This window comes from Amphritea sp., assembly GCF_050300915.1.
GTDB lineage: Bacteria > Pseudomonadota > Gammaproteobacteria > Pseudomonadales > Balneatricaceae > Amphritea.
Map to the genome: position 1 here is coordinate 1 of NZ_JBNKYN010000079.1, position 21166 is coordinate 21166.

At 49.1% G+C, this 21166-nt stretch carries 24 protein-coding genes, 1 tRNA gene and 2 pseudogenes; 19 read left to right on the top strand and 8 right to left on the bottom strand.

Features of this window, described 5'->3' with window-relative positions:
* Positions 1-80: 80 nt before the first annotated feature.
* Positions 81-151, bottom strand: a tRNA-Phe gene (locus tag ACQY8X_RS17045).
* 170 nt (positions 152-321) lie between these two features.
* On the opposite strand from ACQY8X_RS17045, the gene syd reads away from it, so the two are divergent.
* Both syd and ACQY8X_RS17055 read left to right on the top strand, forming a co-directional pair.
* Positions 322-951 (top strand): SecY-interacting protein, encoded by a 630-nt coding sequence (syd, locus tag ACQY8X_RS17050; protein ID WP_428036341.1) that lies wholly within the window; start codon positions 322-324, stop codon positions 949-951.
* Between the two features lie 3 nt (positions 952-954).
* Positions 955-1527, top strand: coding sequence for a YajG family lipoprotein (locus ACQY8X_RS17055; RefSeq protein WP_428036342.1), 573 nt, complete (start codon positions 955-957; stop codon positions 1525-1527).
* An 8-nt stretch (positions 1528-1535) separates the two neighbouring features.
* On the opposite strand, the gene ACQY8X_RS17060 is transcribed toward ACQY8X_RS17055, so the two are convergent.
* Both ACQY8X_RS17060 and msrB read right to left on the bottom strand, forming a co-directional pair.
* Positions 1536-2204 carry a DNA-3-methyladenine glycosylase I gene (locus ACQY8X_RS17060; RefSeq protein ID WP_428036343.1) on the bottom strand — a complete coding sequence of 223 codons (669 nt, stop codon included), beginning with the start codon at positions 2202-2204 and terminating at the stop codon, positions 1536-1538.
* A complete protein-coding gene (gene msrB, locus ACQY8X_RS17065) occupies positions 2201-2617 on the bottom strand; it encodes a peptide-methionine (R)-S-oxide reductase MsrB (protein WP_428036344.1) in 417 nt (138 codons plus the stop codon). Before msrB ends, ACQY8X_RS17060 begins: the two co-directional genes overlap by 4 nt.
* A 163-nt stretch (positions 2618-2780) precedes the next feature.
* Between msrB and ACQY8X_RS17070 the strand changes: the two genes are divergently transcribed.
* The 3 genes from ACQY8X_RS17070 to ACQY8X_RS17080 all read left to right on the top strand — a co-directional run bounded on the left by ACQY8X_RS17070 (position 2781) and on the right by ACQY8X_RS17080 (position 5592).
* On the top strand, positions 2781-3998 hold the full coding sequence (locus ACQY8X_RS17070; RefSeq protein ID WP_428036345.1) for a pyridoxal phosphate-dependent aminotransferase: 1218 nt from the start codon (positions 2781-2783) through the stop codon (positions 3996-3998).
* A gap of 228 nt (positions 3999-4226) precedes the next feature.
* Entirely contained in the window at positions 4227-4595 is a 369-nt protein-coding gene (locus ACQY8X_RS17075; RefSeq protein WP_428036346.1) for a hypothetical protein, read from the top strand.
* A gap of 112 nt (positions 4596-4707) precedes the next feature.
* Positions 4708-5592, top strand: coding sequence for an HDOD domain-containing protein (locus ACQY8X_RS17080; protein ID WP_428036347.1), 885 nt, complete (start codon positions 4708-4710; stop codon positions 5590-5592).
* A 115-nt stretch (positions 5593-5707) separates the two neighbouring features.
* Here ACQY8X_RS17080 and ACQY8X_RS17085 read toward each other — a convergent pair whose 3' ends face one another.
* Together ACQY8X_RS17085 and ACQY8X_RS17090 are read right to left on the bottom strand one after the other, a co-directional pair.
* Positions 5708-6184, bottom strand: a complete 477-nt coding sequence (locus tag ACQY8X_RS17085; protein WP_428036348.1) for a hypothetical protein — start codon at positions 6182-6184, stop codon at positions 5708-5710.
* Between the two features lie 32 nt (positions 6185-6216).
* Complete coding sequence (locus ACQY8X_RS17090) at positions 6217-7140, bottom strand: class I SAM-dependent methyltransferase (RefSeq protein WP_428036349.1); 924 nt, start codon at positions 7138-7140, stop codon at positions 6217-6219.
* Positions 7141-7302: 162 nt separating this feature from the next.
* Here ACQY8X_RS17090 and htpX point away from each other — a divergent pair, with 162 nt between their 5' ends.
* The 3 genes from htpX to ACQY8X_RS17105 all read left to right on the top strand — a co-directional run bounded on the left by htpX (position 7303) and on the right by ACQY8X_RS17105 (position 9272).
* Complete coding sequence (htpX, locus tag ACQY8X_RS17095) at positions 7303-8193, top strand: protease HtpX (protein ID WP_428036350.1); 891 nt, start codon at positions 7303-7305, stop codon at positions 8191-8193.
* 409 nt (positions 8194-8602) lie between these two features.
* Positions 8603-8788, top strand: a complete 186-nt coding sequence (locus ACQY8X_RS17100) for a PA3496 family putative envelope integrity protein (RefSeq protein ID WP_428036351.1) — start codon at positions 8603-8605, stop codon at positions 8786-8788.
* 289 nt (positions 8789-9077) lie between these two features.
* The gene (locus ACQY8X_RS17105; protein WP_428036352.1) at positions 9078-9272 is read left to right on the top strand and encodes a PA3496 family putative envelope integrity protein; all 195 of its coding nucleotides are present in this window, start codon (positions 9078-9080) and stop codon (positions 9270-9272) included.
* A gap of 74 nt (positions 9273-9346) precedes the next feature.
* On the opposite strand, the gene ACQY8X_RS17110 is transcribed toward ACQY8X_RS17105, so the two are convergent.
* Positions 9347-11632 (bottom strand): YgiQ family radical SAM protein, encoded by a 2286-nt coding sequence (locus ACQY8X_RS17110; RefSeq protein WP_428036353.1) that lies wholly within the window; start codon positions 11630-11632, stop codon positions 9347-9349.
* A 167-nt stretch (positions 11633-11799) separates the two neighbouring features.
* On the opposite strand from ACQY8X_RS17110, the gene ACQY8X_RS17115 reads away from it, so the two are divergent.
* The 5 genes and pseudogenes from ACQY8X_RS17115 to ACQY8X_RS17135 all read left to right on the top strand — a co-directional run.
* Complete coding sequence (locus ACQY8X_RS17115) at positions 11800-12003, top strand: oxidoreductase-like domain-containing protein (RefSeq protein WP_428036354.1); 204 nt, start codon at positions 11800-11802, stop codon at positions 12001-12003.
* Positions 12004-12014: 11 nt separating this feature from the next.
* Positions 12015-12503 (top strand): thioesterase family protein, encoded by a 489-nt coding sequence (locus tag ACQY8X_RS17120; protein WP_428036355.1) that lies wholly within the window; start codon positions 12015-12017, stop codon positions 12501-12503.
* Between the two features lie 81 nt (positions 12504-12584).
* Positions 12585-13556 carry a hypothetical protein gene (locus tag ACQY8X_RS17125; protein ID WP_428036356.1) on the top strand — a complete coding sequence of 324 codons (972 nt, stop codon included), beginning with the start codon at positions 12585-12587 and terminating at the stop codon, positions 13554-13556.
* A 206-nt stretch (positions 13557-13762) separates the two neighbouring features.
* Entirely contained in the window at positions 13763-14227 is a 465-nt protein-coding gene (locus ACQY8X_RS17130; RefSeq protein WP_428036357.1) for a hypothetical protein, read from the top strand.
* A gap of 118 nt (positions 14228-14345) precedes the next feature.
* A pseudogene (locus ACQY8X_RS17135) lies at positions 14346-15059 on the top strand (ferritin-like domain-containing protein); the annotation flags it as partial.
* 389 nt (positions 15060-15448) lie between these two features.
* Here ACQY8X_RS17135 and ACQY8X_RS17140 read toward each other — a convergent pair.
* On the bottom strand, positions 15449-15982 hold the full coding sequence (locus ACQY8X_RS17140; RefSeq protein WP_428036358.1) for a YaeQ family protein: 534 nt from the start codon (positions 15980-15982) through the stop codon (positions 15449-15451).
* Between the two features lie 77 nt (positions 15983-16059).
* Here ACQY8X_RS17140 and ACQY8X_RS17145 point away from each other — a divergent pair, with 77 nt between their 5' ends.
* The 6 genes and pseudogenes from ACQY8X_RS17145 (at position 16060) to rimK (ending at position 20086) form a co-directional block, all read left to right on the top strand.
* A complete protein-coding gene (locus tag ACQY8X_RS17145; RefSeq protein ID WP_428036359.1) occupies positions 16060-16320 on the top strand; it encodes a YkgJ family cysteine cluster protein in 261 nt (86 codons plus the stop codon).
* 97 nt (positions 16321-16417) lie between these two features.
* A complete protein-coding gene (locus ACQY8X_RS17150; RefSeq protein ID WP_428036360.1) occupies positions 16418-17485 on the top strand; it encodes a nucleoid-associated protein in 1068 nt (355 codons plus the stop codon).
* 241 nt (positions 17486-17726) lie between these two features.
* Complete coding sequence (locus ACQY8X_RS17155; protein ID WP_428036361.1) at positions 17727-18035, top strand: hypothetical protein; 309 nt, start codon at positions 17727-17729, stop codon at positions 18033-18035.
* A 193-nt stretch (positions 18036-18228) separates the two neighbouring features.
* Complete coding sequence (locus ACQY8X_RS17160) at positions 18229-18534, top strand: hypothetical protein (RefSeq protein WP_428036362.1); 306 nt, start codon at positions 18229-18231, stop codon at positions 18532-18534.
* 148 nt (positions 18535-18682) lie between these two features.
* Positions 18683-19072, top strand: a pseudogene (locus tag ACQY8X_RS17165) (ATP-dependent zinc protease family protein); the annotation flags it as partial.
* 81 nt (positions 19073-19153) lie between these two features.
* Positions 19154-20086, top strand: coding sequence for a 30S ribosomal protein S6--L-glutamate ligase (gene rimK, locus ACQY8X_RS17170; RefSeq protein ID WP_428036364.1), 933 nt, complete (start codon positions 19154-19156; stop codon positions 20084-20086).
* A gap of 40 nt (positions 20087-20126) precedes the next feature.
* Here the strand turns inward: rimK and ACQY8X_RS17175 are convergent.
* On the bottom strand, positions 20127-21166 hold a 1040-nt coding region (locus tag ACQY8X_RS17175), incomplete at its 5' end, for a sigma-54 interaction domain-containing protein (RefSeq protein ID WP_428036363.1).

Genomic DNA, 21166 nt, shown 5'->3' on the forward strand with positions numbered 1-21166 from the left:
GGGCAGCATGTTTCCTTTAGCAAAAAAAAAAGAAAAGAGAAGAAATGTATTTTATTATGCATTTGCAAAAAAAAGTTAATTGCGGTGAGCGTGGATCGAACACGCGACCTTCAGATCTTCAGTCTGACGCTCTCCCAACTGAGCTACACGCCCTCAAATCGAGAGCCGAATTGTAAGGATTTTGCTTGGCATGTCAAACGTTTATCTTAAAATATTTTCATCATGAAGAGGAGTCAGCCCTCCACCAGTGCAGACACATATGTAGCGATGTTTTGCGCTAACCCTTGCATCCTCTGGTAAACTCAGGATCACAATAGCCTTATGGCACAAAAGACTAACCCTGCTGCACCGGACCCAACCAAGATGTCCCAGACCCTGAATGAAAAAATTGATTCATTTATACAACAGGCCCTTGATCTGCAACTCAGTCAGACCGGTCGTCTCCCCCTAACCATCTACGACCCTGAATGGCTTTCAGAGTGCCACGAGCCAACCGCAGAGCCTGGTCAACAGACGGCATGGCAGCCGGTGTTACAGTCACAAACTGATAATGCCTGCCATGATATGCTAGACCGTCTGGAACACGCTCTGGGGTATGCTCTACACCCGGATATTCGCACCTGGTACAGCCGCTACTGGTCTGACCCACTACCAGCAACTTCCCATTGGGGCGATCTGAGTCTGTTGTTTCTCTGGAGTGAGAAAGATTGTGAACGCCTTCGCGGGAACCTGGTAGGCCACTTGTTGACTAAGCAAAAGCAGAAACAGCCTGCTACCCTGTTTTTTGCTTGTACAGAACCCGATGGCGAGAAGTTTATATCAGTCGACAACCAGACCGGAGAGATATGGCTCGAACAGCCAGGCAAAAAACCGCTAATGAAGCTAGCTGATTCACTGGAACTTTTTTTGGGAAAACTAAGCCCAAAACCGATCCCTGATATGGAGCAATAAACCATGCGTAAAGCAATAATTTCAATCATCGGCAGCATTTTCCTGCTGTCAGGATGCAGCACGTTCAAACCACATCAGGTTTCTGTTGAACCACTACATCCAACAGTAACTGCACAGTCAGTATTGCCCGCTGATCTTCAGATTGAAGTACAAGCCAGGGATATGCGCAGCTCAGATGTCATCGGCTATCGCATCAGCCGCTTCAGTGACCGGGCAGCGGTCAATCTGCCACTGCCTGCAGCAGAAGCGTTGCGTCAGGGTGCCAAAGTTGCGGTGGTGAAACTGGGAGCTATTCCGGTACAGACTGCCGATACCAGGCTAATTATCGACCTGACAAAGCTGGAATACAGCGCCACTCAAAGCGCACTGCAATCAGTGAAGCTGAATGCCACTATTAAGGTTACCGCTGAGAAAAACAGTGAATTTTTAAACGGCAGCTACAGCACTGAAAAAGAATATCAGTATGCCACCACGCCGTCGCTCGCAGATAACCAGAAAATGGTCAATGAAGTCCTGCTGATAACCATCAGCCGGGCATTCAACGATACCAAGCTGGTTAACTTCCTGGCCCAATAACGGCGTTACTACCAACCCACCGTATAGGAGAGCAGCCGGCTAATATGCGCCATTGGCCGGCCTGACTCCTGCTGCCACTGATTAAAACAGCCTTGTACTTTTTGCAGATCCCGCTGCGCGGTAGGTGCCTTAGCGATAATGTCCTGAGCTTTTAGCGCCGCGACCACATCATCGGTGAGAATAAATGTATCTTTACCAAGCTGACGTAAAAAGTACGCACCGGACTTACCGCCCAACTGCTGACCCTGCTTTTTCAGCAGCGCCCAAAGACCAATAATATCGGTCACCGGCCAGTCAGCAATGAAGTTAGCAAAGCTGCCGTGTTGCGCCGCCAACTCAGTCACCATCATCGCGTTTGCCCGCACCGATTTAATCTTACCCCAGTGACGGATAATCTGATCATTTTGCATCAGACTCTCTAACTGATCATCACTCATCAGAATAATTTTATCCGGATCAAAACTATGAAACGCCTGTTCAAACGCTGGCCACTTTGCATCCACTACCGAGTGTTTTATTCCCGCACGGAATACTCTCAGAGAAAGCTCTGACAGCAACCGGTCATCGCCTATCGTTTTCAGCTCCTCTGCTGATTTAACCGACGGCAACAAAGCCTCCACATCCTGCCCCGCTTTATGAGCAACCACATGCTCATAGATCCAGTTAAACGACTTCACTGCTCAACGCCCTCCGCATCAAAATCAATTGACACCGAATTAATACAGTAACGCATACCGGTTTCGGTTGGCCCGTCAGGAAAAAGATGCCCCAGATGCGCGCCACACCCACTGCAGACCACTTCAGTCCGAATCATGCCATGAGAGGTATCACGGTTTTCAGTAATATTTTCGACCACTACAGGAGCATCAAAGCTGGGCCAGCCACAGCCCGCATCGAACTTACTTGTACTGCTGAACAGAGGCTCACCACAGGCAACACAATGATAGGTTCCGGCTTTAAAAAACTGATCATACTGCCCACTTCCGGGACGTTCAGTACCCTTCTGCCGACAAACATAATACTGTTCAGGCGTTAACTGTTCACGCCACTCATCTTCAGTTTTTCTCACTTTAAAATCATCATCAGCCATAAAAACTCCAATACCAAAACACTAAACGAAAAGATCAATCGGTTACTGTGCAACATCTGTGAAACAGCGTATTATTCCCGGCCTTCGGTAAGCTGCAGCCACTCTCTGATTTTACCACTTATCGATAATAGAATATTACAGGGCACCACTACAGGATTAATCCATGTCCGTTATCAGAAAATCGAACAAACTGATCAACGTCTGTTATGACATCCGTGGTCCCGTCCTTCAGGAAGCTAAACGTCTTGAAGAAGAGGGACAACGTGTTATCAAACTGAACATCGGCAACCCCGCACCTTTTGGCTTTGACGCACCAGAAGAGATTGTTCAGGACGTTATTTATAACCTGCCTTCTGCGCAGGGTTACTGTGATTCGAAAGGCCTGTTTTCCGCCCGTAAAGCGGTGATGCAGGAATGCCAGAAAAAAGGTATTCGCAACGTTACTATCGAAGATATCTATCTGGGTAACGGCGTCAGCGAGCTGATCGTCATGGCAACTCAGGGCCTGCTGAACGATAACGATGAACTGCTGATTCCTGCCCCCGATTATCCGCTCTGGACCGCCGCAGCAAGCCTCGCCGGCGGCAATCCGGTTCACTATCTGTGTGATGAAGAAAAAGGCTGGGCGCCGGATATTGATGATATTCGCAGTAAAATTACTGATCGCACCAAAGGTATCGTGGTCATCAACCCGAACAACCCCACCGGTGCAGTCTATCCTGAAGCGATTCTGCGGCAGATTGTTGCACTGGCTGAAGAGTTCGGGCTGATCATTTTTGCCGATGAGATCTACGATAAAATCACCTACGATGATGCACTGCATATCCCGCTGGCGTCACTCAGTGATGAGGTTCTCTGTATCACCTTTAATGGATTATCGAAGGCTTACAGAGCCGCTGGTTTCCGTTCTGGCTGGATGGTTCTGTCCGGACCAAAACACCACGCCCGTGATTATGTTGAAGGCCTGGATATGCTCGCCAGTATGCGCCTGTGCGCCAACGTTCCGGCACAACATGCAATCCAGACAGCACTGGGGGGATACCAGAGTATCGACGAGCTGACCATACCCGGTGGGCGACTGTATGATCAGTGCAACCTCGCCTGGCAGAAGATAAATGAGATACCCGGAGTCTCCTGTGTTAAACCGCAGGGAGCGCTGTATCTGTTTGCCCGGCTTGACCCGGAAATCTATCCGATTAAAAACGATGAGAAGATGGCTCTGGATCTGTTGCAACAGCAGAAAGTACTGATTGTTCAGGGTAGCGGATTCAATGTCCCGGATACCCAGCACTTCCGTCTGGTGTTTCTGCCGCGGGAAGATGAACTCTGCGAAGCAATTGACCGCATTGCCGTATTCCTGAAAAATTACTCTCAGGAGTAATTAATTGAAAGGCGATCAGATGATCGCTTTTTTTATTTCTGAATCTGGCTCTATACTTAGTCATATTTCTGTTATAAAACAGACATATAATCTGGCGGCGTTACAACTTTCCCGTGCGAAGGAAGATTAGAATAGGTTTAATTGATTCTGGGTTGTTACCGAACAACCAGAGACGCAAGAGAACTGTTCGCACCGTCCTAAACAATAACTCACTCTCGCGGAATCAGTATGTTTATTAAGATCAAGAAAAATTGCGGTATCTACATGGAACACAATGGCATGGAAAAGAACCATATCATGCCGGTCACCAGTAACTTTCTGATCAATCTGGGTCATGCAGCGGAGATCTCTTTCTATACGATTAAAGAGACTAAAACGCGCTACGATCTGGAAAATCATCAAATTACGGTGCCACCTCACACCCGCGTTATCCACCTGCAGATGGCTTACCGTTACTCCAGCACCAAAGAGCAGATCGGCGACTCAAAAGGCAGCATTGTTGAGCGTAACTTCTATAAGTTTTACTTCAAACCTGAAGAGATGGGTCAGTATGAAGAACTGCGTATGCACATTGAGAAACACGTATTAAACCTCTGATATCCTGTTTAGCGATCCGGCAGCTGACAACTGCTGCCGGACTCTAAAGCTCCCCATATTGAGTTTCATTTCTGTTGCAATACCTCGGCATTAAGCTGATTCTGAATTGAAAGTGCCACAAGCCTCCTTCTCACTGGGCGGCCTGCCACAATCAACCGATGAGGAAGAACCGATGGAAGTCAGCGAACTATTACAACAAACACATCAGCTGCCAAATGTTCCCGACGTCGTACGCGAGCTTATTCAGCAACTCAACAATCCCAAAGCCGATTACAGCGTCATTGCCGATAAAATAATTCATGATCAGACGCTGTCTCTGAAAGTTCTTCGCCTGGTCAACTCAGCCCATTTCGGCCTTAGCCGAAAAATCACCTCAATCAATGAAGCAATCGTTCTACTGGGTATGACACAACTGAAAACGATGGTGGTCGCCTCAGGGTTTGCCGGATCAGTAAAAGAGGTGGAGGGACTCGATCTCAAGCGATTCTGGTCAGAGTCTTTCGAAGTCGCAGCCCTGTCAAAATGGTTCGCAGCAAAGAGCAAGGATGTTGATCCTGATACTGCCTTCACGGTTGGGCTTATTCATAATATCGGCCAACTGCTATTACACCTATCAAAGCCAAAGCTCGCTGAAGCGATAGTCAAACTGATTGATGAAACCGGCTGTAGTCGCTCCGCAGCAGAGATGGAGAGACTTAATTTTACGACGGCGGAAGCGGGTCAGGCACTGTTAAAATACTGGCAGTTTCCGACCAGCCTGGGCGAAGCTGTTCGCTACCACAAACAGCCTTTCGCTGCGGAAACCCCAAACTCACTCAGTGCGATTGTGAATATTGCGTGCTATATCAACACCTGTATTCAGCACAACCAGCCCATTGACGATGTTATCACTCAATTCCCCACTGCAGTCGCCGAACTTGCAGGACTTCCAGATGATATAGCCGAAACGTCAGAGGAAGCGATGCAGTTACGCTCCGGGCTTGATGAGTTGCTGTAAACCGGATGAGTTAAGCGCTCTGATATCCTGTTTTGAAATAATACGCTGAAATAACCAAAAGGCAGCCGTATCAGCTGCCTTTTTATAATCAGTGCGAGATTAACCTTAATGCGCTCTAGTCAGAAAACCTGACGCTGCGAATCGCCTGCAATATGTGATCAACATCATCCATCGCCCGATGCTGGCGCAACTGGGCCTTACAGACAAACTGATACTGAATCAGCTCTTCAGCACTTAACACTTCGCGCAAGCTAACCAAGCGAAATGCCATTTTCTGCCCCGCTGCCTTAAACAAACGCGTCAACCAGAAATGATCAAACTCCCAGGCATCACTCAGGACATCACGCCCCTCTAACGCATCATTGAGACGCAGACAGGCAGATAATGCACTGATGCCATGCTCACGTAACTCGCTGCGACAGATATTGTGCAGCTCTTCAGCATACTCATCCCAGAAGGTCCACTCCGGTACAGAATCTGGATTAATCAGAAAGCTATCTGATACCTCCTCTGTTCCTTTCCAGGCAACTTCAATTGGATAGGAGTACGGTCCCAGGCCGCTGGCTTCCAGGTCCAGGCAGATCAAATTCATAACATTCCTGTAAAAACTTTGCGTTCAGGCTGTCAGGCAGCCTTTTTGAATAACAGAACCTTAAGCGCTTGCTCCGGGTTCTGATCGGGAAAATCATCCGGATTAGCGATACGTTCAGAGTAGATAAATTCTGGACAGCAATCCTTAACCAGCTGCTGTAAAAAGTCACTACCCAGTTCGGGGGAGTTAAGACAGAGCAACACCTCACCGGCCTCAGTCGTCAACTCAGGCAGGCGCCGTAAAACCTTGCGATAATCACTGCTGGCGACAAAACTGCCACGCTGAAAGCTGGGAGGATCAATAATTACCAGGTCATACGGTCCTTCCCGTTTCAGCTTACCCCAGGAACGAAACAGATCATGACCAAGAAATTTTACCTGATTGAGCGGTTGCTGATTCAGGCGGTGATTTTCCCGGCCAGTATTCAGTGCTCCCCGGCTCATATCCAGATTAACCACACTGTCGGCACCGCCAGCCATCGCCGCAACAGAGAAACCACAGGTATAAGCGAACAAGTTGAGAACCCTTTTTCCCTGGCTGTTCTGTTTAACCCAGCGACGCCCTTCCCGCATATCCAGAAACAAACCGCTATTCTGGTTTTTTAACGGCCGCACACTGTACTTCAGACCCAACTCACTCACCTGCAACAACTGCTCCGGATCAACCCCACGGTTATTCCACAGCACCTCAATACAGTCTTCCCGGCGATAGCGATGCTGTACCACCAGCTGATCCGGCTGAACATCACTCTCCAGTTGCAGAAAAAATGCTTTCAGCTGCTCAATCAACTCCGCAGGATGCTCACAGAACAGACGAATAATGACAATCGGAGGCAACAGATCGATAATCAGCTGTTCATATCCAGGATAACAGCGCCCCCGGCCATGAAACAGTCGCCGGACTTCACCCGAAGCCAGGCCAAGCTGTGTAGAGATAGAATCGAAAATAGCCTGCATAAGAGATCCGCCAGGTGCATCTTTACGTAAAAAAGGCGCGATTATAGTGATCCGCCGGTCAGGGAGCCAGTTTTTTATACCCCGGATTGGGCTGCCGCTTGAAACTTATCCGGATCGCCTATATCTATACCATCAACTTCATTACAAAGAGCTACCTGAATTATGATGCGAATCGGTCTTTTCCTGTTAACCAACATTGCTGTTATTGCGCTGGCCAGCATTACCCTAAGCCTGTTTGGTGTGGGGTCAATGCTGCAGGCAAACGGTGTGAACCTGGATCTGGGAAATCTTCTGGCCTTCTGTGCAGTCTTTGGTTTTGCCGGCTCCTTTGTCTCACTGTTTCTATCAAAATTTTTAGCTAAAAACAGTACCGGAACCGAAATCATTACCCAGGCACGCAGTGCTGATGAACAATGGCTGCTGGATACCGTTAAAGAGCTGGCAGATAAGGCGGGTATCGGCATGCCTGAGGTTGGTATCTTTCCCGCCCAGCAGGCCAACGCTTTCGCCACCGGCTGGAATAAAAATGATGCGCTGGTTGCCGTCAGCCTGGGACTGCTGCAGCGCTTTCGCCGGGAGGAGATACGCGCAGTACTGGCCCACGAGATCGGCCATGTTGCCAACGGCGATATGGTCACCCTCACCCTGATTCAGGGGGTGGTAAACACCTTTGTGATGTTCTTTGCCCGCATTATCGGTCACTTCGTCGACCGGGCGATTCTGAAGAATGAACAGGGTCACGGTATCGGCTATTTCATCACCACGATCGTCGCTGAAATTGTGTTGGGCATACTGGCCTCGACAATCGTCGCCTGGTTTAGTCGTCGCCGGGAGTTCAAGGCTGATGAAGCCGGTGCGTATCTGGCATCGCCTCATGCCATGATCGGCGCACTGCAGCGATTAAAAGCGGAATATAACGTTCCTGATCAGATGCCAGAAACCCTCACCGCATTTGGTATCAGCAGCCATATGAAACAGGGCTTCATGGCGCTGCTGGCGACTCACCCGCCACTGGATGACCGGATTGCAGCACTGCAAAAAACGGTAAACTAAACACTTCGGCTTAATCACCTGAGAAAACGCCCCTACTGGGGCGTTTTCTATGCCTTAAAATAATCTTCCAACCCTCACCTCTGCCCTGCCATGGAAGAGGTTATCAATGCCGCTGCAACAAACCTGCGCATAGCACTTTCTGTATTTTTCTCCATTTTTTATTCTTTAATATTTTTCATCAGAAAGTGCATTCAATGTATAAAAATTCATTTTACCCATGCGAATCTTGTCCCATAATCTGGATAGACGCGAACCTGCAGGGCAAGCGGGTTTGATCATGTAATTCATCAGTATTGGCTAGTTTTGATAAGAGCTTTTGTAAGTACTTGTAAGAACCTTCTAAAGAGCCTTCTATAAGAAACTTTCTGAAAGCTATCGTACAGCCAACTTGCATGTGAAGTGCGGAGCCATGACAGAAAAAGAAAAGAAAGACAGTGAACTTCTCGACCTTGCCGATGACTGGGAGGATGACGAGATTGAGATCGATGCAAAAGAGAAAAGGTACTGCTGTGATGCGGAGAAAAGACGCCGCATTGAGCTACTAATGGAGCAACGCAGACTGGAACGAGAACTCCGTGAGTTCTATGATGACTGAATCATGACACCCCAAACTCAGTCGCAAGCTTTACGTTACAGCGACTCAGCCAGACCAACAGTTACGTTAAAGGGCTGCCACTGCGGCCCTTTTTTGCAACCAGATCGACACCTTTATCAACACACGCCCCCGAAGGTTTTACCCCGCCTTATTACCCAGCAGCAATAATCAGTACAACTCAGTGCGCAGCAATATTTCTGTTATGAAAGTTTAATCATTGCGTCACCCGATCGTCATCGCGAAAGGGTTTTATTTACCCATCATAAAAAACGCAGCCTGGTAAGTATCTATGAGTAGCAAAATTCGTCTGGACGACCTGTCAACTGAAGCCCTGGATGATATGGACAACGACTTTTTTAAAAGCCCTGAGCCTGAGCGGCAAAAAAAAGGCGGACGCAAAAACCGCAAACGCCAAATGATTGAAGATTATATGGAGGAGCGCTCACTGAAGCGCCGTATCACCGAGTCGTATGAGTTCTTCTGAAAATACGGCGTAGGAACGCATTGTTGATTAGACACGCTGAATTAAGCGAGTTCAGCCCGGCCCCTCAGCAACACTCAGTGCTGCTGTTTTTTAACGCTGCTTTTGCCCGCCCCTTTACGCTTTTTAGCGGGACGGGAAGCAGCGGCTTTTTTACTTTGCCCCCCAGCCTTCGTCGCAACCCGTAGGCTGCCATTCGACCTGACCGCCCTCGTGCCATTGCCCGTGCGCCTGAGATCCTGACGCGGCTTCTCACGCCCTTCTGAGGCCTCCTCCGGCGTTACTAACTGTCCGGGGCGAGTTCCAATCAGATCTTCACGCCCCATCGCTTTCAGTTTAACCCGCAGCGCAGGCCAGTTTTCCGGGTCATGGTAACGTAGCAGGGTTTTATGCGCTTTACGTTGCTCCTTATCTTTCGGGATATAAAGCGTTTCACTCTTATAGGTCACCTGCTTCAGCGGGTTTTTCTCAGAATGATACATCGCGGTTGCCAGAGACATCGGTGAGGGATAGAAATTTTGCACCTGATCCACTTTGACTTCATTTTGTTTTAGCCAGAGTGACAGACTCAGCATATCTTCATCATCACAGCCGGGATGAGCAGCAATAAAATAGGGGATCAGATACTGCTTTTTTCCCGCTTCCTGTGAGAATCGGTCAAACATCTTTTTAAAGTCGTAGTAGGTGTCCATTCCCGGCTTCATCATCTTGCTCAGGGTATTCTGCTCACTATGTTCCGGGGCGATCTTCAGATATCCACCCACGTGATAGGTAACCAGCTCACGCACATACTCGGGGTCTTTCACTGCCAGGTCATAGCGCAGGCCTGAAGCGATAGCGACATTATGAATCCCTTCCATCTTGCGCGCTTTGCGATACAACTCGGTTGTGCGGCTGTGGTCTGTATCAAGATTGCTGCAGATGGTGGGATAAACACAGGACAGCTTTCTGCAATTCGACTGAATGTCGTCGTCATTACAGTTGAGGAAATACATGTTTGATGTCGGCCCGCCCAGATCGGAGATAGAACCCGTAAAACCGGGCACCTTATCCCTGATCTCGACCATCTCATTGAGAATCGACTCATGGGAGCGACTCTGAATAATACGTCCCTCATGCTCGGTAATCGAGCAGAAGGTACAGCCGCCAAAACAACCACGCATAATATTGATCGAGAAGCGGATCATGTCATAGGCCGGAATCTTCTCTTTGCCGTAGGATGGATGGGGCACCCGCTGATAGGGCAAACCGAATACACCATCCATCTCCGGTGTTTCCAGTGGAATCGGTGGCGGATTAACCCAGATCTCCCGGTTACCATGTTTCTGAATCAGTGCCCGGGCATTATGCGGATTCGATTCCTGATGCAACACCCGGGAGGCATGTGCATACAGCGCCGAATCTTTGGCCACTTTGTCGAACGATGGCAGACGGATATAGGTTGTTTCGGGATTCAGTTTCTCTTTGCGCTTAAGGGGCATCGGAATAATGCGTATCGGTGACACATCCGCATCGACCGGCTCCCCCAGCTGAGCAGCTGAACTATCAGCACCGCAACGCTTTGTCGTCGGATCGATCAGTTTATCTGCACCACTCTGGTCATTACCAAAGTCATACGGGTTGGGCAGCTTATCAATATTACCCGGCCAGTCGATCCGGGTTGAATCCAGCTCAACAAAGCCCGCCGGTGGCTGCTGGCGAATCTGCACTGTGCCGCGCAGATTCCAGAGATCATCCAGACTCTTACCCGCAGCCAGTCCGTGACTCAGTTCAACGATGGCCCGTTCCGCATTACCATACAAAAGAATATCCGCCGTGGCATCAATCAGCACTGAGCGGCGGACTTTGTTGCTCCAGTAATCATACTGGGCGATACGGCGCAGACTCGCCTCAATGCCACCCAACACCACCGGTACATCGTTCCAGGCTTCCTTACAGCGCTGGCTGTAAACAATAACCGCCCGGTCCGGCCGACTACCGCCCTTCCCGCCTGCAGTATAGGCGTCATCATGCCGCAGACGCAGATCAGCGGTATAGCGGTTGATCATCGAGTCCATGTTGCCTGCGGTAACACCAAAATAGAGGTTAGGTTTGCCCAGGGTCATAAACGCATCAGCGCTACGCCAGTCCGGCTGAGCAATAATACCCACCCGGAACCCCTGCGCCTCAAGCAGCCGCCCCATGACCGCCATACCAAAACTTGGGTGGTCGACATAGGCATCGCCGGTGACAATAATAATGTCACAGCTATCCCAGCCCAGTTGGTCCATCTCCTGCCGTGTTGTAGGTAAAAACGGAGCAACACCAAAACATTCGGCCCAGTAACGGGGATAGGAAAACAGGTCTGGAGCAATTTTTTTCATGGAGATATCAGCAAGACAACTTAATTTCGGGGAGAACAATTGTCGCAGAAAGCATCGCTGACATATAGTTAAATAGTTGTCTACGACTGATGTTGACTGGTCGCCACGTCATAGACATAGTAAAAGGGTCGGAATTAAACAAAAACGATCAGAAATTTTAAAGTACGATGAACTCAGACAAATCTGCACAGCCCGTTAATGTAATACTCAGGGAAAAACCGGTCCCACCAGGCGATTACGAATGCTGTGAAAGCGGGTGTTCGCCCTGCGTCTGGGATACCTACTACGAAGACCTGAACACCTGGAATGCTGAACAGAAAGCCCTCAAAGAGGCGCTAGAACAAGCCGCTGACACTGAACAGAGAACATAGGGATTAGACCGATGACGATTAAAGCACCGGTGATCTACCGCACCCGAATCAAACCCGAATGGCTTGATTATAACAATCACATGAATGTTGCCTACTATGTGCTGATTTTCGATCTCGCCGGCGTTGAGCTGGTCAGTCAGCTTGGCCTGAGCGAAGCGGAAACTGAAAAAACCGGCATCTCCTGGATGGTTCTGGAAAATCACATTACCTATAACAACGAAGTAGTTCTGGATCAGCCGGTTGAGATCACCTGTCAGCTTGTCGATCACGACAGCAAGCGTCTGCACCTTTACTTCGAGATGTTTGCTCTAGCCGATGATGGCAGTCAGTATCTGGCGTCAACACTGGAGCAGATGGCCATGTGTGTTGATCTCAACAGCCGTAGCAGTTGCGAGTTTCCGGCCTCGGTTACAAACCAGATTAACGCCATGGCAAGGCAACAATCCGACCTCCCCACCCCCGAAAATATCGGCCGCAGAATCGGCATTCGCCGCCGCTAATACTGACTCTCGCCGACTCCCCCTCTTAACCCGGTGAAGAAATAGGATTAAGCTACGTGTTTTTAGCGGTTTGGAGGCACAGTGGACAGAGAGACTCTGGAGAGAGCAGCACAGCGCGGCATCATCTCCCATCAGCAACTGCAGGAACTGATTATCTTCAGCTCAGCAGAAGACAACGATCAGCCTGCAGGTGAAGAGCAACTGCGCTTTATCCGCAACTTCGGTGATATTTTTATCACGCTGGGCGTATTGTTCGTGACATTTTCAGTCGCGGCCTTGAATCTGACGCTGTTTGAGTGGTTAATACCTGCAGCCCTGTTCCTCGGCGCAGCTGAGTGGCTGGTGCGCATTCGCAGGCTGGCACTGCCTGGAATCGCCATCCTGATCTCGACACTCTACTTTTTAAGCAAAGCACTGGGAATCTCGCAGTTTGATACCGCCGCCCTGCAGTTTCTGACCCTCAGTGGCTGCTCATTACTGTTTTACCTGCGCTATCGAATGCCTTTCAGTCTGCTCCCTGTGGCAGCAGGTCTGGTGGCCGCAGTGGTTAGCAGTATCGGTGTTGATATTTTAAAACACCAACTGCTGTTCAGCGCTTTGGGACTCGCAGTGTTCCTGGTGGCTATGAGCTTTGACGCCAGGGATCGAAAGCGCCAACTGCGCTCCAGTGATTGTGGCTTCTGGCTGCACCTGCTGGCAGCACCACTGATTGTCCACGGAATGATGACCACCCTGCTGTTCAGCGATGCGGGGGTGCTGGAGTCAGGCACTAACCGGGAAATAGCTCTGTTACTGTTTTTCATCCTGTTCTTACTCACCGCACTGTTTGTTGATCGGCGGGCGATGCTGGTATCAAGTCTTTCCTATGCGATCTACGCCATCTTTAAAGTTGTCAGCAGTAACGTGCTCGATGGCAATAATCTGCCACTGATGATCTTTATCGGCTTTGGTGTATTTATCGTTCTCTTCGGCACCTACTGGTACAGACTGCGGCGCCTCATTTTCGGCACGATTCGCAGCAGCTGGCCTTGCCGTTTTGTGCCAGAGATATAAACAAGGGTTCAGATAACCCGCTGCAGTAACTCCTTCTTTCAATCCTGTTCCCAGATACCCGCCTGAGTATCTGGGAAAAGCCCCCTGAATCAGCGCTGAATTCAACTGTATTTGAAGTTGAAAAATCATCCACTAACAGCACAGGACATTCAGCTTAGGTTTCGTTTTCACCCACTAAGATTTAGCTATAACAGTGAGGTGAAATCATGAGCAACTTAAAAAGATATTTGAGCAAAATACTCTGCTTGCCGCTGCTTACGCTCCCCGTATTGCTTCTGGCAGAGCCCGGCTACGCAGATAGCAACACCCGCATTCATGGAGGAATTGCAATCGACACAGGCAATCTGCGACTCTATATCAGTGATCATCACGTCGGCAGTTACCTCCTTAATCGCTATGATGACGATTACAGAACAAACCACCAGCGACGGGATCATTACTACAGAGAGAACAACCACCAGCGGGACCAACACCATTCGCGGGGATATCAATCGAGAGCTTACGCTAACGCCTATATTCATAACTATTACATCAGGCCAAACTACCGACATCAGCTCTCCAGAGACGCATATCGTATTACCCGGGACTATCGTGGAGATGAACGGCGACATGAGCGGTGGCATGAACGGCATTACGAACGAACCTATCATCAGCGTTCCCATCACGATTAATAACCCCTGAAAAGATCAATGACAGACGCATCAGATCATAAAAATATCGGCATTAACTCCACTGTCGTGCGCGCAGAAGGTACAATTGCAGCTGTTTTATCAGCCGACAGGACTTTCAGTGCAAAACCTCTACGCGCACACTAAACACGCTTTCCTCACAGCAGACCCCGATCAGAAGATCGAACTGACCCGACAGACTGTCAGCCGCTGGAATGCGGGACAACTGGAGTGGTTGGACGGTGATGCCCCCGAGCTTCTGAATCAGCCAGGCCAACCGGAGAAACCAGAGATCGTTGCGCCCTCTGAGGTCAACCAGCGAAAAATGGGAAAAGAGGAAGGCCGGGCTGCGCTGATTCACGCTCTCGCCCATATTGAGCTGACCGCCGTTAATCTGGCGCTGGATTCAGTCTACCGTTACCGTGGGATGCCAAAAGAGTTTTATGCCGACTGGATGCAGTGCGCCGGAGAGGAAGCAAACCACTTTATCGCTCTGCGAGGCCGACTCCGGGAGATGGGTTATGATTATGGTAGTTTTAAAGCCCATGGCGAACTCTGGAGTATGGCAGTCGACACCGCAGACGACATGCTGGAAAGAATGGGAATTGTGCACCGGGTATTTGAAGCACGCGCTCTGGATGTGGTGCCCAAAACGATTCAGCGATTTAATCAGCTGGGTGACAAACAGATGGTAGACATCCTCACCATGATCGCCAATGAGGAGGTAGGACATGTCAGCTCCGGTACCCGCTGGTACCGCTACCAGTGCCACCAGCGTCAACTCGACCCGAACCAAACCTTTATTGAGCTACTGTGGAAGTACATGAAGGGCCCGCTGAAAGGCCCCTTTAATCATGAAGTCAGGTTAAAAGCCGGGTTTACCGCACAGGAAATGCAAATGATCGAAATGATGGCTAAAACTGACGATCAAAACGCCCTTACTACATCGACTAACCGAACCGGCTAATGGATCGCAACAGCTGGGTATATAACAGCGAATATGGCACCGCAGCCGACAAAACCACCAACACAATAACCATTATCTTAGTAAGGACTAAGCGTTTAAAACCATTCCCCAATTTGAGTATTTCGCCAAAACTCTTTGATCTGGATAAATTGCACCCTTAGTAAAACAGTATACACTGATCCTTATCCGGGCCCTTCTATTACCGACGCTAGGTTCTTTCCAGCAGAGCCTTACCCTTGCAAGTTGGGCCCGGATCCTCACACCAAAGCGCTGACCCTTAAACTAAGGTGATTGGTGTTATCGCTAAGAAACAACTCACCATCACTGATGCTCAGTGACAGTTGCATCGTGCGACTGACAAATTTATCCAGCTGGGTAACATCGCTATCGTGAAAGCGCCATGCACTCACCTTTGGCAGTTCAGCAATCGCTTTACCCTGCTTATCCCACCAGATATCAACTTCCCGGCCATAAGCGTAAAGCGAAATTTTAGGGGCGCGGCTCACCGCTTTACGTAACCGCTCAGGAGACACCTGCCCCAGCTCTATCCAGTGTTCAACCTGCCCGTCCGGTCCGACCTGCCAGAGTTCTGGCTCATCGGTGCTGGACAACCCCCGGGTAAAACTCAGATCCTGATGATAATTGATCCCGTAAACCAGAAGCCTTACCATCATTCGCTGAAGCGTTTCAGAAGGATGCTGCGCCAGTGTCAAATGACAGGTTTCATAACAGTGGCGATCGGTATCACTCAACTGCAGTTCAGCTTTAAAAATGGTTGGCTTAAGCGCCATAGGATTTAGCCTTATGTGGATATTTGTTTGCTCAGATGCGCTATTATAGCGGTTTACTGATTAGATAATATCGCTATATGAAATGCCGACCCGGGTGCGGAGCGTGCTGTATCGCACCACACATAAGCTCAGCCATTCCCAATATGCCTGACGGGAAACCAGCAGGCGTACCCTGTGTCAATCTGGACGAGTCGTTCAACTGCACCATCTGGAACAGTGCTGACTATCCCCATGTGTGCCAGGCATTCAAGCCTGCTGAGGAGCACTGTGGTGAAGACCGGCAGAAAGCGTTAACCATTCTGACCTGGCTGGAACAGGAAACTGCTCCAGATATTTGACCATACGGGTCAATGCGCTACACTAGCCCACCGCTGTATTAACCGCCAAACGAAGCTTTAACTAACCACCGAACGACAAGAACCGGAAACTGCCTCAATGGATCTTAAATTTTTAGCTATCCGTGAACTGATTAAAGAAGCTGACGACAGCGTTGCCACAATCAGTGACAAAGGGGGAGCCATTAATGTCGCAGATCCGATGGCACAGCAGCTGTTTAACGCACTGGTGGCTGCCTATGGGCGGCGGGCGGCACTCACCCACGGTTCTTTTAATGATGAAAACAGTGAAGGCTATCCATTTATCTCCGGGTTTAAAAAATTTATTGATAACACCCCGGATGATCAGAGTTTTCTGACCCTCTGCGATCAGGCGCTGGCGCAACTGGCTGCGTCACTGCAACAACCTTCAGCCCGCGCGGCGACCGGTGGCTATGTCATCTTTATCTATTACTCATCTGATGTATTCGATTATCTGCTGATTGGTCTGGTGGGTGACAAAACCGGGGTAGCCTTTGATCAGGAACTCAATCCTACTAAAGTGATCGAGGTAGATCTGGAAAAACTGCATCAGGCCGCCAAGATCAATATCACCACCTATAAAGAGGGCAGCGACAGCTATCTGAGTTTTATCGGCACCCGCCGTAAGGGCGATATTACCCACTATTTTTCTAATGCTCTGGGCTGTACCGATGTCGTCCCCTCAAAGAAATCAACATCCGATCTGATCAAAGCAAGTGAAGAGTTTTGCCGCCACTATCAGCTGCAGGAAAAACAGGATGAGATTGTTGAGGACGTCGTCAGTTATCTCTCCCGTCAAAGAGACGATAAGCAATCAGCCTACCTGCCCGATGTAGAAAAGATTTTTGATAGCCATATCCCACCTGAACAAGCACAACAGGCAAGCGGAACCTTCAGCAAATTTGCCAACTCTGAAGACTTTCAGGTCAGCCAGGAGTTCCAGCCACATACCAGCACGATTAACGCTTACACTCAGGTAAAAGCTAAAATGGATAACTGGCAACTGGATTTTTCCCGCCGCTCACTTGGCCCGCTAAACAGTAATAGTGAGATTGAGTTTGATCCACAAACAAACTCGATACGGATTAACCGCCTTTCAACCAAAGTGATTGAGCAGTTGAAACAGGCCCTCAATCTGGGCGACTAAGCTGCACACCTTACAGGCTATCCTGACAACGCTCACCGGAGCGCTCTCTTCAGAGAACCGGTGATAACCGACTTACCAGGTTAACTCTACTGTTTTTCTCCTGTCACCCAACGGTCATCTTTGCTTGCTAATCTGCACTTGATTAATTTTTTTGTGCGCCGCACAAAACGCTTGACGATGCCATATTTTTAACTAGAATAACCTTTATTGTGCACCGCATCATAACCTTATGGAGACTACTATGATCAACACTACTTTTGATTTTAAAAAGCCTTTCGAATCTGCTCAGGCGCTGATGGGTCTGCAAACTGCAGCGATCACTAAAACTGTAGAACTGCAGAAGAAATCTGCTGAAGAACTGGCGGCTTTCTTCAAAGCTGAAGCTGAAAAAGCTAAAGAACTGAAAACCCCTGAAGAGTTTGTAACCTTCAACGTTGAATCAAACAAAGCGCTGTACGAACTGCTGAAAGCTCAGGGTGAAGCGTTTACCGCTCTGGCTAAAGAGTCTGGTGAAGAAACCATGGCTGAAATTAAGAAAATGGCTAGCTAATCCTGACCTTTTCTGAGAAGCCCGGTAGTGAAAACTACCGGGTTTTTTTATGCCTGTACCGCCGCATCAACCGTACGCTGAGTTTATAAATCTTTTTTTGTGCAGTGCACAAAAAAAGATTTGACTTCGCCATACAGATCCCTACAATAGACTTTATTGTGCACTGCAGCATATAAATTACTGGAGAACTACCATGACTAACACTATCGATTTTACTAAGTCTTTCGAATCTGTAAAAACCCTGATGGAAATGCAAGCTGCGACTATCACTAAGTCTGTTGAGCTGCAGAAAAAAGCCGGTGAAGACCTGGCCGCTTTCTTCAAAACTGAAGCTGAAAAAGCGAAAGAACTGAAAACTCCAGAAGACGTTGTTAAATTCAATGTTGAAGCTAACACTACCCTGTTCGAACTGCTGAAAGCACAGGGTGAAGCGTTCACTGAACTGGCTAAATCTGCTGGTGAAGAAGCGATGGCTGAAGTTTCTAAATTAACTAAGTAAATATCACTTAGTTCCCTTTAAAGCCCTGCTGATGCAGGGTTTTTTTTTATCTTTTTTCTGTTTTATCCGCCTTTTACCTGTCACACAAAAGTAGTACATTTGCGAGTCCATTTATCCAGTTCAGGCTTAACAGATGAACCTTCATGAAATGATTGTTGTTGGCAGCGAAGAGTGGTGCTCTTTCCCCAGTCTGAGCATTCCAGCGATAAAAGCCCGTGTCGATTCCGGGGCAAAAACCTCCTCGATACATGCGGTCAATATCCAGCCCTTTAAACGGGACGGCATCCCATGGGTCTCATTTGATATGCATCCGTTACAGAAAAACCTTAAGGTGACGGTCAGATGCGAAGCAAAAGTTGTTGACCGTCGAACGGTAAAAAGTTCAAGCGGCGATTCTGAAAAACGTTATGTTATCCGCGTCCCCCTCCAATTGGGCGGCGATATATGGGATGTTGAATTAACCCTGGCTAACCGAGACACCATGGGTTATCGCATGCTGCTCGGCCGGGAAGCGATGGAGGGTATTCTGGTCAACCCTTCATCCAGTTTCTGCCTGGGCAATCTCAGCATTGAGGAAGCTAAAAGAATTTATGCGGTCACTGAAACCAAACCCAGCGGTCTGAAAATAGGCTTGCTAGCCAGCAATCCTGATCTCTACAGTAATCAGCGGATTATAGAAGCCGGTGAAGCCCGCGGTCATGAGATGATGTTCCTGAACATCAAACAGTGCTACATGAAAATGGACCGGGAACAACCAGAGGTGCACTATCGTGGTGGCACCGTACTAAATGATCTGGATGCGATTATTCCGCGCATCCGACCAAGCATGACATTCTATGGGTGTGCATTGACACGTCACTTCGAAAGTCTGGGAGTGGCAACACTGAATGGCTCAGTTGCTATCACTCAGTCACGGGATAAACTATTTTCACTGCAACTACTCCAGAAAAGCGGCCTGGATATTCCAACAACAGGCTTTGCTAACTCACCGATGGATACAACAGATCTGATCGAAATGGTGGGGGGAGCGCCCCTGATTGTAAAACTGTTAGAGGGAACCCAGGGCCGCGGGGTTGTCCTCGCGGAAACCCGTAAAGCCGCTGAATCCGTGATCAACGCCATTAAGTCTCTGCGAGCCAATCTGCTGGTTCAGGAGTTTATCAAAGAAGCGAATGGTAAAGACCTGCGCTGTTTCGTTATCGACGGCAAAATTGTCGCTTCAATAGAGCGGGTCGCAGCGCCCGGAGAGTTCCGCGCTAATATTCATCAGGGCGGTACCGCCCGACTGGTCAAGATAACTCCTGAAGAGAAGAAACTGGCACTACTCGCGGCCAAAACACTGGGGTTGCGAGTGGCCGGTGTCGATATCATCCGCTCAAAGAAAGGCCCGCTGTTACTGGAAGTTAACTCATCTCCCGGACTCGAGGGTATCGAAAGCGCCACCAATATAGATGTCGCGGGTGCGATGATTGATGCAATTGAGAAAAAACTGCATTGGATAAAACCGAAGAAAGTGGATTTAAATCTCAGCGCCGAACCCTCCTCTGCTTAAATTCTGCCAGAAAAAAGCCCTCAATTGAGGGCTTTTCTGCTTAATGCTTATCGGAACTCTGGATCGTTGTAGTTCGCTCCAGCTGATAGCGCTCAAGCTTGGCTCTTAAGCCCACCCGGGAAAGTCCTAACTCTCTGGACGCCTGGCTTTTATTCCAGCGGTTACGGATCAGGGTTTCTCTGAGAATACGTTTTTCCAGCGTTTCGATACGATCCTTCAGGCTGCCATCCAGACCCGCCAGCAGTTCCAGTTCGCCCCCCTCCTCCTGCGGTGCAGCCCTCAACACCCGGGGGGACAGCAGATCGGCACCCAGATAATCGCCATCGGACAGTACCAGCATGCGCCGAACTTCATTCTGTAACTCCCGGACATTACCCGGCCAGCAGTACGATTGCATGCAGGCCAGGGCTTCACCGGTAAACCCTTTTACCGGCTTATCGAACTCTGCCATCGCTTTATCCAGAAACCCCTGCGCCAGCATTGGAATATCCACTTTTCGTTGCGCTAACTCTGGCAGTGTCAGAGTGACCTCGGCGAGCCGGAAATAGAGATCCTGACGAAAGCGTCCGGCACGCACCTCCTCTTCCAGATCCCGGTTGGTAGAGGCAATCACCCTGACATCGACCTTGCGGCGCTGAAAATCACCCAGCGGCCGGACCTCACGCTCCTGCAGCACCCGCAATAGTTTTACCTGAAAAGCCGGAGTGATCTCACCGATCTCATCGAGAAAAATAGTGCCACCATCCGCCTGTTCAAACATCCCCATATGATCAGAGATCGCCCCGGTGAAAGAGCCCTTCTTATGACCAAACAACTCAGAAGCCAGCAGTTCATCAGGCATCGCGCCACAGTTCTCAACCACAAAGGGCTTATCCGCTCTCAGGCTGTTGTAATGCAGTGCCCTGGCAAATAACTCTTTACCGGTACCGGAGGGACCGGTGATCAGCACGGAAACATCAAAGGGAGAAAAACGGGCAGCCTGCTCACATAACTTATTCAGCGGACTGTTCTCACTACGCCGGATCTCATCCATCTTAAAGCCTGATTTGAGCAGCGCTTTCTTATGGCTGATATTACGCT

What these genes read in the sequence shown, in the direction of transcription:
- ACQY8X_RS17110 (WP_428036353.1), bottom strand. Translation starts at nt 11,632, where the DNA reads ATGAAAAAAATTGCTCCAGACCTGTTTTCCTATCCCCGTTACTGGGCC.
- ACQY8X_RS17070 (WP_428036345.1), top strand. Translation starts at nt 2,781, where the DNA reads ATGTCCGTTATCAGAAAATCGAACAAACTGATCAACGTCTGTTATGAC.
- syd (WP_428036341.1), top strand. Translation starts at nt 322, where the DNA reads ATGGCACAAAAGACTAACCCTGCTGCACCGGACCCAACCAAGATGTCC.
- htpX (WP_428036350.1), top strand. Translation starts at nt 7,303, where the DNA reads ATGATGCGAATCGGTCTTTTCCTGTTAACCAACATTGCTGTTATTGCG.
- ACQY8X_RS17145 (WP_428036359.1), top strand. Translation starts at nt 16,060, where the DNA reads ATGAAATGCCGACCCGGGTGCGGAGCGTGCTGTATCGCACCACACATA.
- ACQY8X_RS17100 (WP_428036351.1), top strand. Translation starts at nt 8,603, where the DNA reads ATGACAGAAAAAGAAAAGAAAGACAGTGAACTTCTCGACCTTGCCGAT.
- ACQY8X_RS17055 (WP_428036342.1), top strand. Translation starts at nt 955, where the DNA reads ATGCGTAAAGCAATAATTTCAATCATCGGCAGCATTTTCCTGCTGTCA.
- ACQY8X_RS17160 (WP_428036362.1), top strand. Translation starts at nt 18,229, where the DNA reads ATGACTAACACTATCGATTTTACTAAGTCTTTCGAATCTGTAAAAACC.
- ACQY8X_RS17140 (WP_428036358.1), bottom strand. Translation starts at nt 15,982, where the DNA reads ATGGCGCTTAAGCCAACCATTTTTAAAGCTGAACTGCAGTTGAGTGAT.
- ACQY8X_RS17090 (WP_428036349.1), bottom strand. Translation starts at nt 7,140, where the DNA reads ATGCAGGCTATTTTCGATTCTATCTCTACACAGCTTGGCCTGGCTTCG.
- ACQY8X_RS17075 (WP_428036346.1), top strand. Translation starts at nt 4,227, where the DNA reads ATGTTTATTAAGATCAAGAAAAATTGCGGTATCTACATGGAACACAAT.
- ACQY8X_RS17130 (WP_428036357.1), top strand. Translation starts at nt 13,763, where the DNA reads ATGAGCAACTTAAAAAGATATTTGAGCAAAATACTCTGCTTGCCGCTG.
- ACQY8X_RS17155 (WP_428036361.1), top strand. Translation starts at nt 17,727, where the DNA reads ATGATCAACACTACTTTTGATTTTAAAAAGCCTTTCGAATCTGCTCAG.
- ACQY8X_RS17105 (WP_428036352.1), top strand. Translation starts at nt 9,078, where the DNA reads ATGAGTAGCAAAATTCGTCTGGACGACCTGTCAACTGAAGCCCTGGAT.
- msrB (WP_428036344.1), bottom strand. Translation starts at nt 2,617, where the DNA reads ATGGCTGATGATGATTTTAAAGTGAGAAAAACTGAAGATGAGTGGCGT.
- ACQY8X_RS17115 (WP_428036354.1), top strand. Translation starts at nt 11,800, where the DNA reads ATGAACTCAGACAAATCTGCACAGCCCGTTAATGTAATACTCAGGGAA.
- ACQY8X_RS17120 (WP_428036355.1), top strand. Translation starts at nt 12,015, where the DNA reads ATGACGATTAAAGCACCGGTGATCTACCGCACCCGAATCAAACCCGAA.
- ACQY8X_RS17150 (WP_428036360.1), top strand. Translation starts at nt 16,418, where the DNA reads ATGGATCTTAAATTTTTAGCTATCCGTGAACTGATTAAAGAAGCTGAC.
- ACQY8X_RS17085 (WP_428036348.1), bottom strand. Translation starts at nt 6,184, where the DNA reads ATGAATTTGATCTGCCTGGACCTGGAAGCCAGCGGCCTGGGACCGTAC.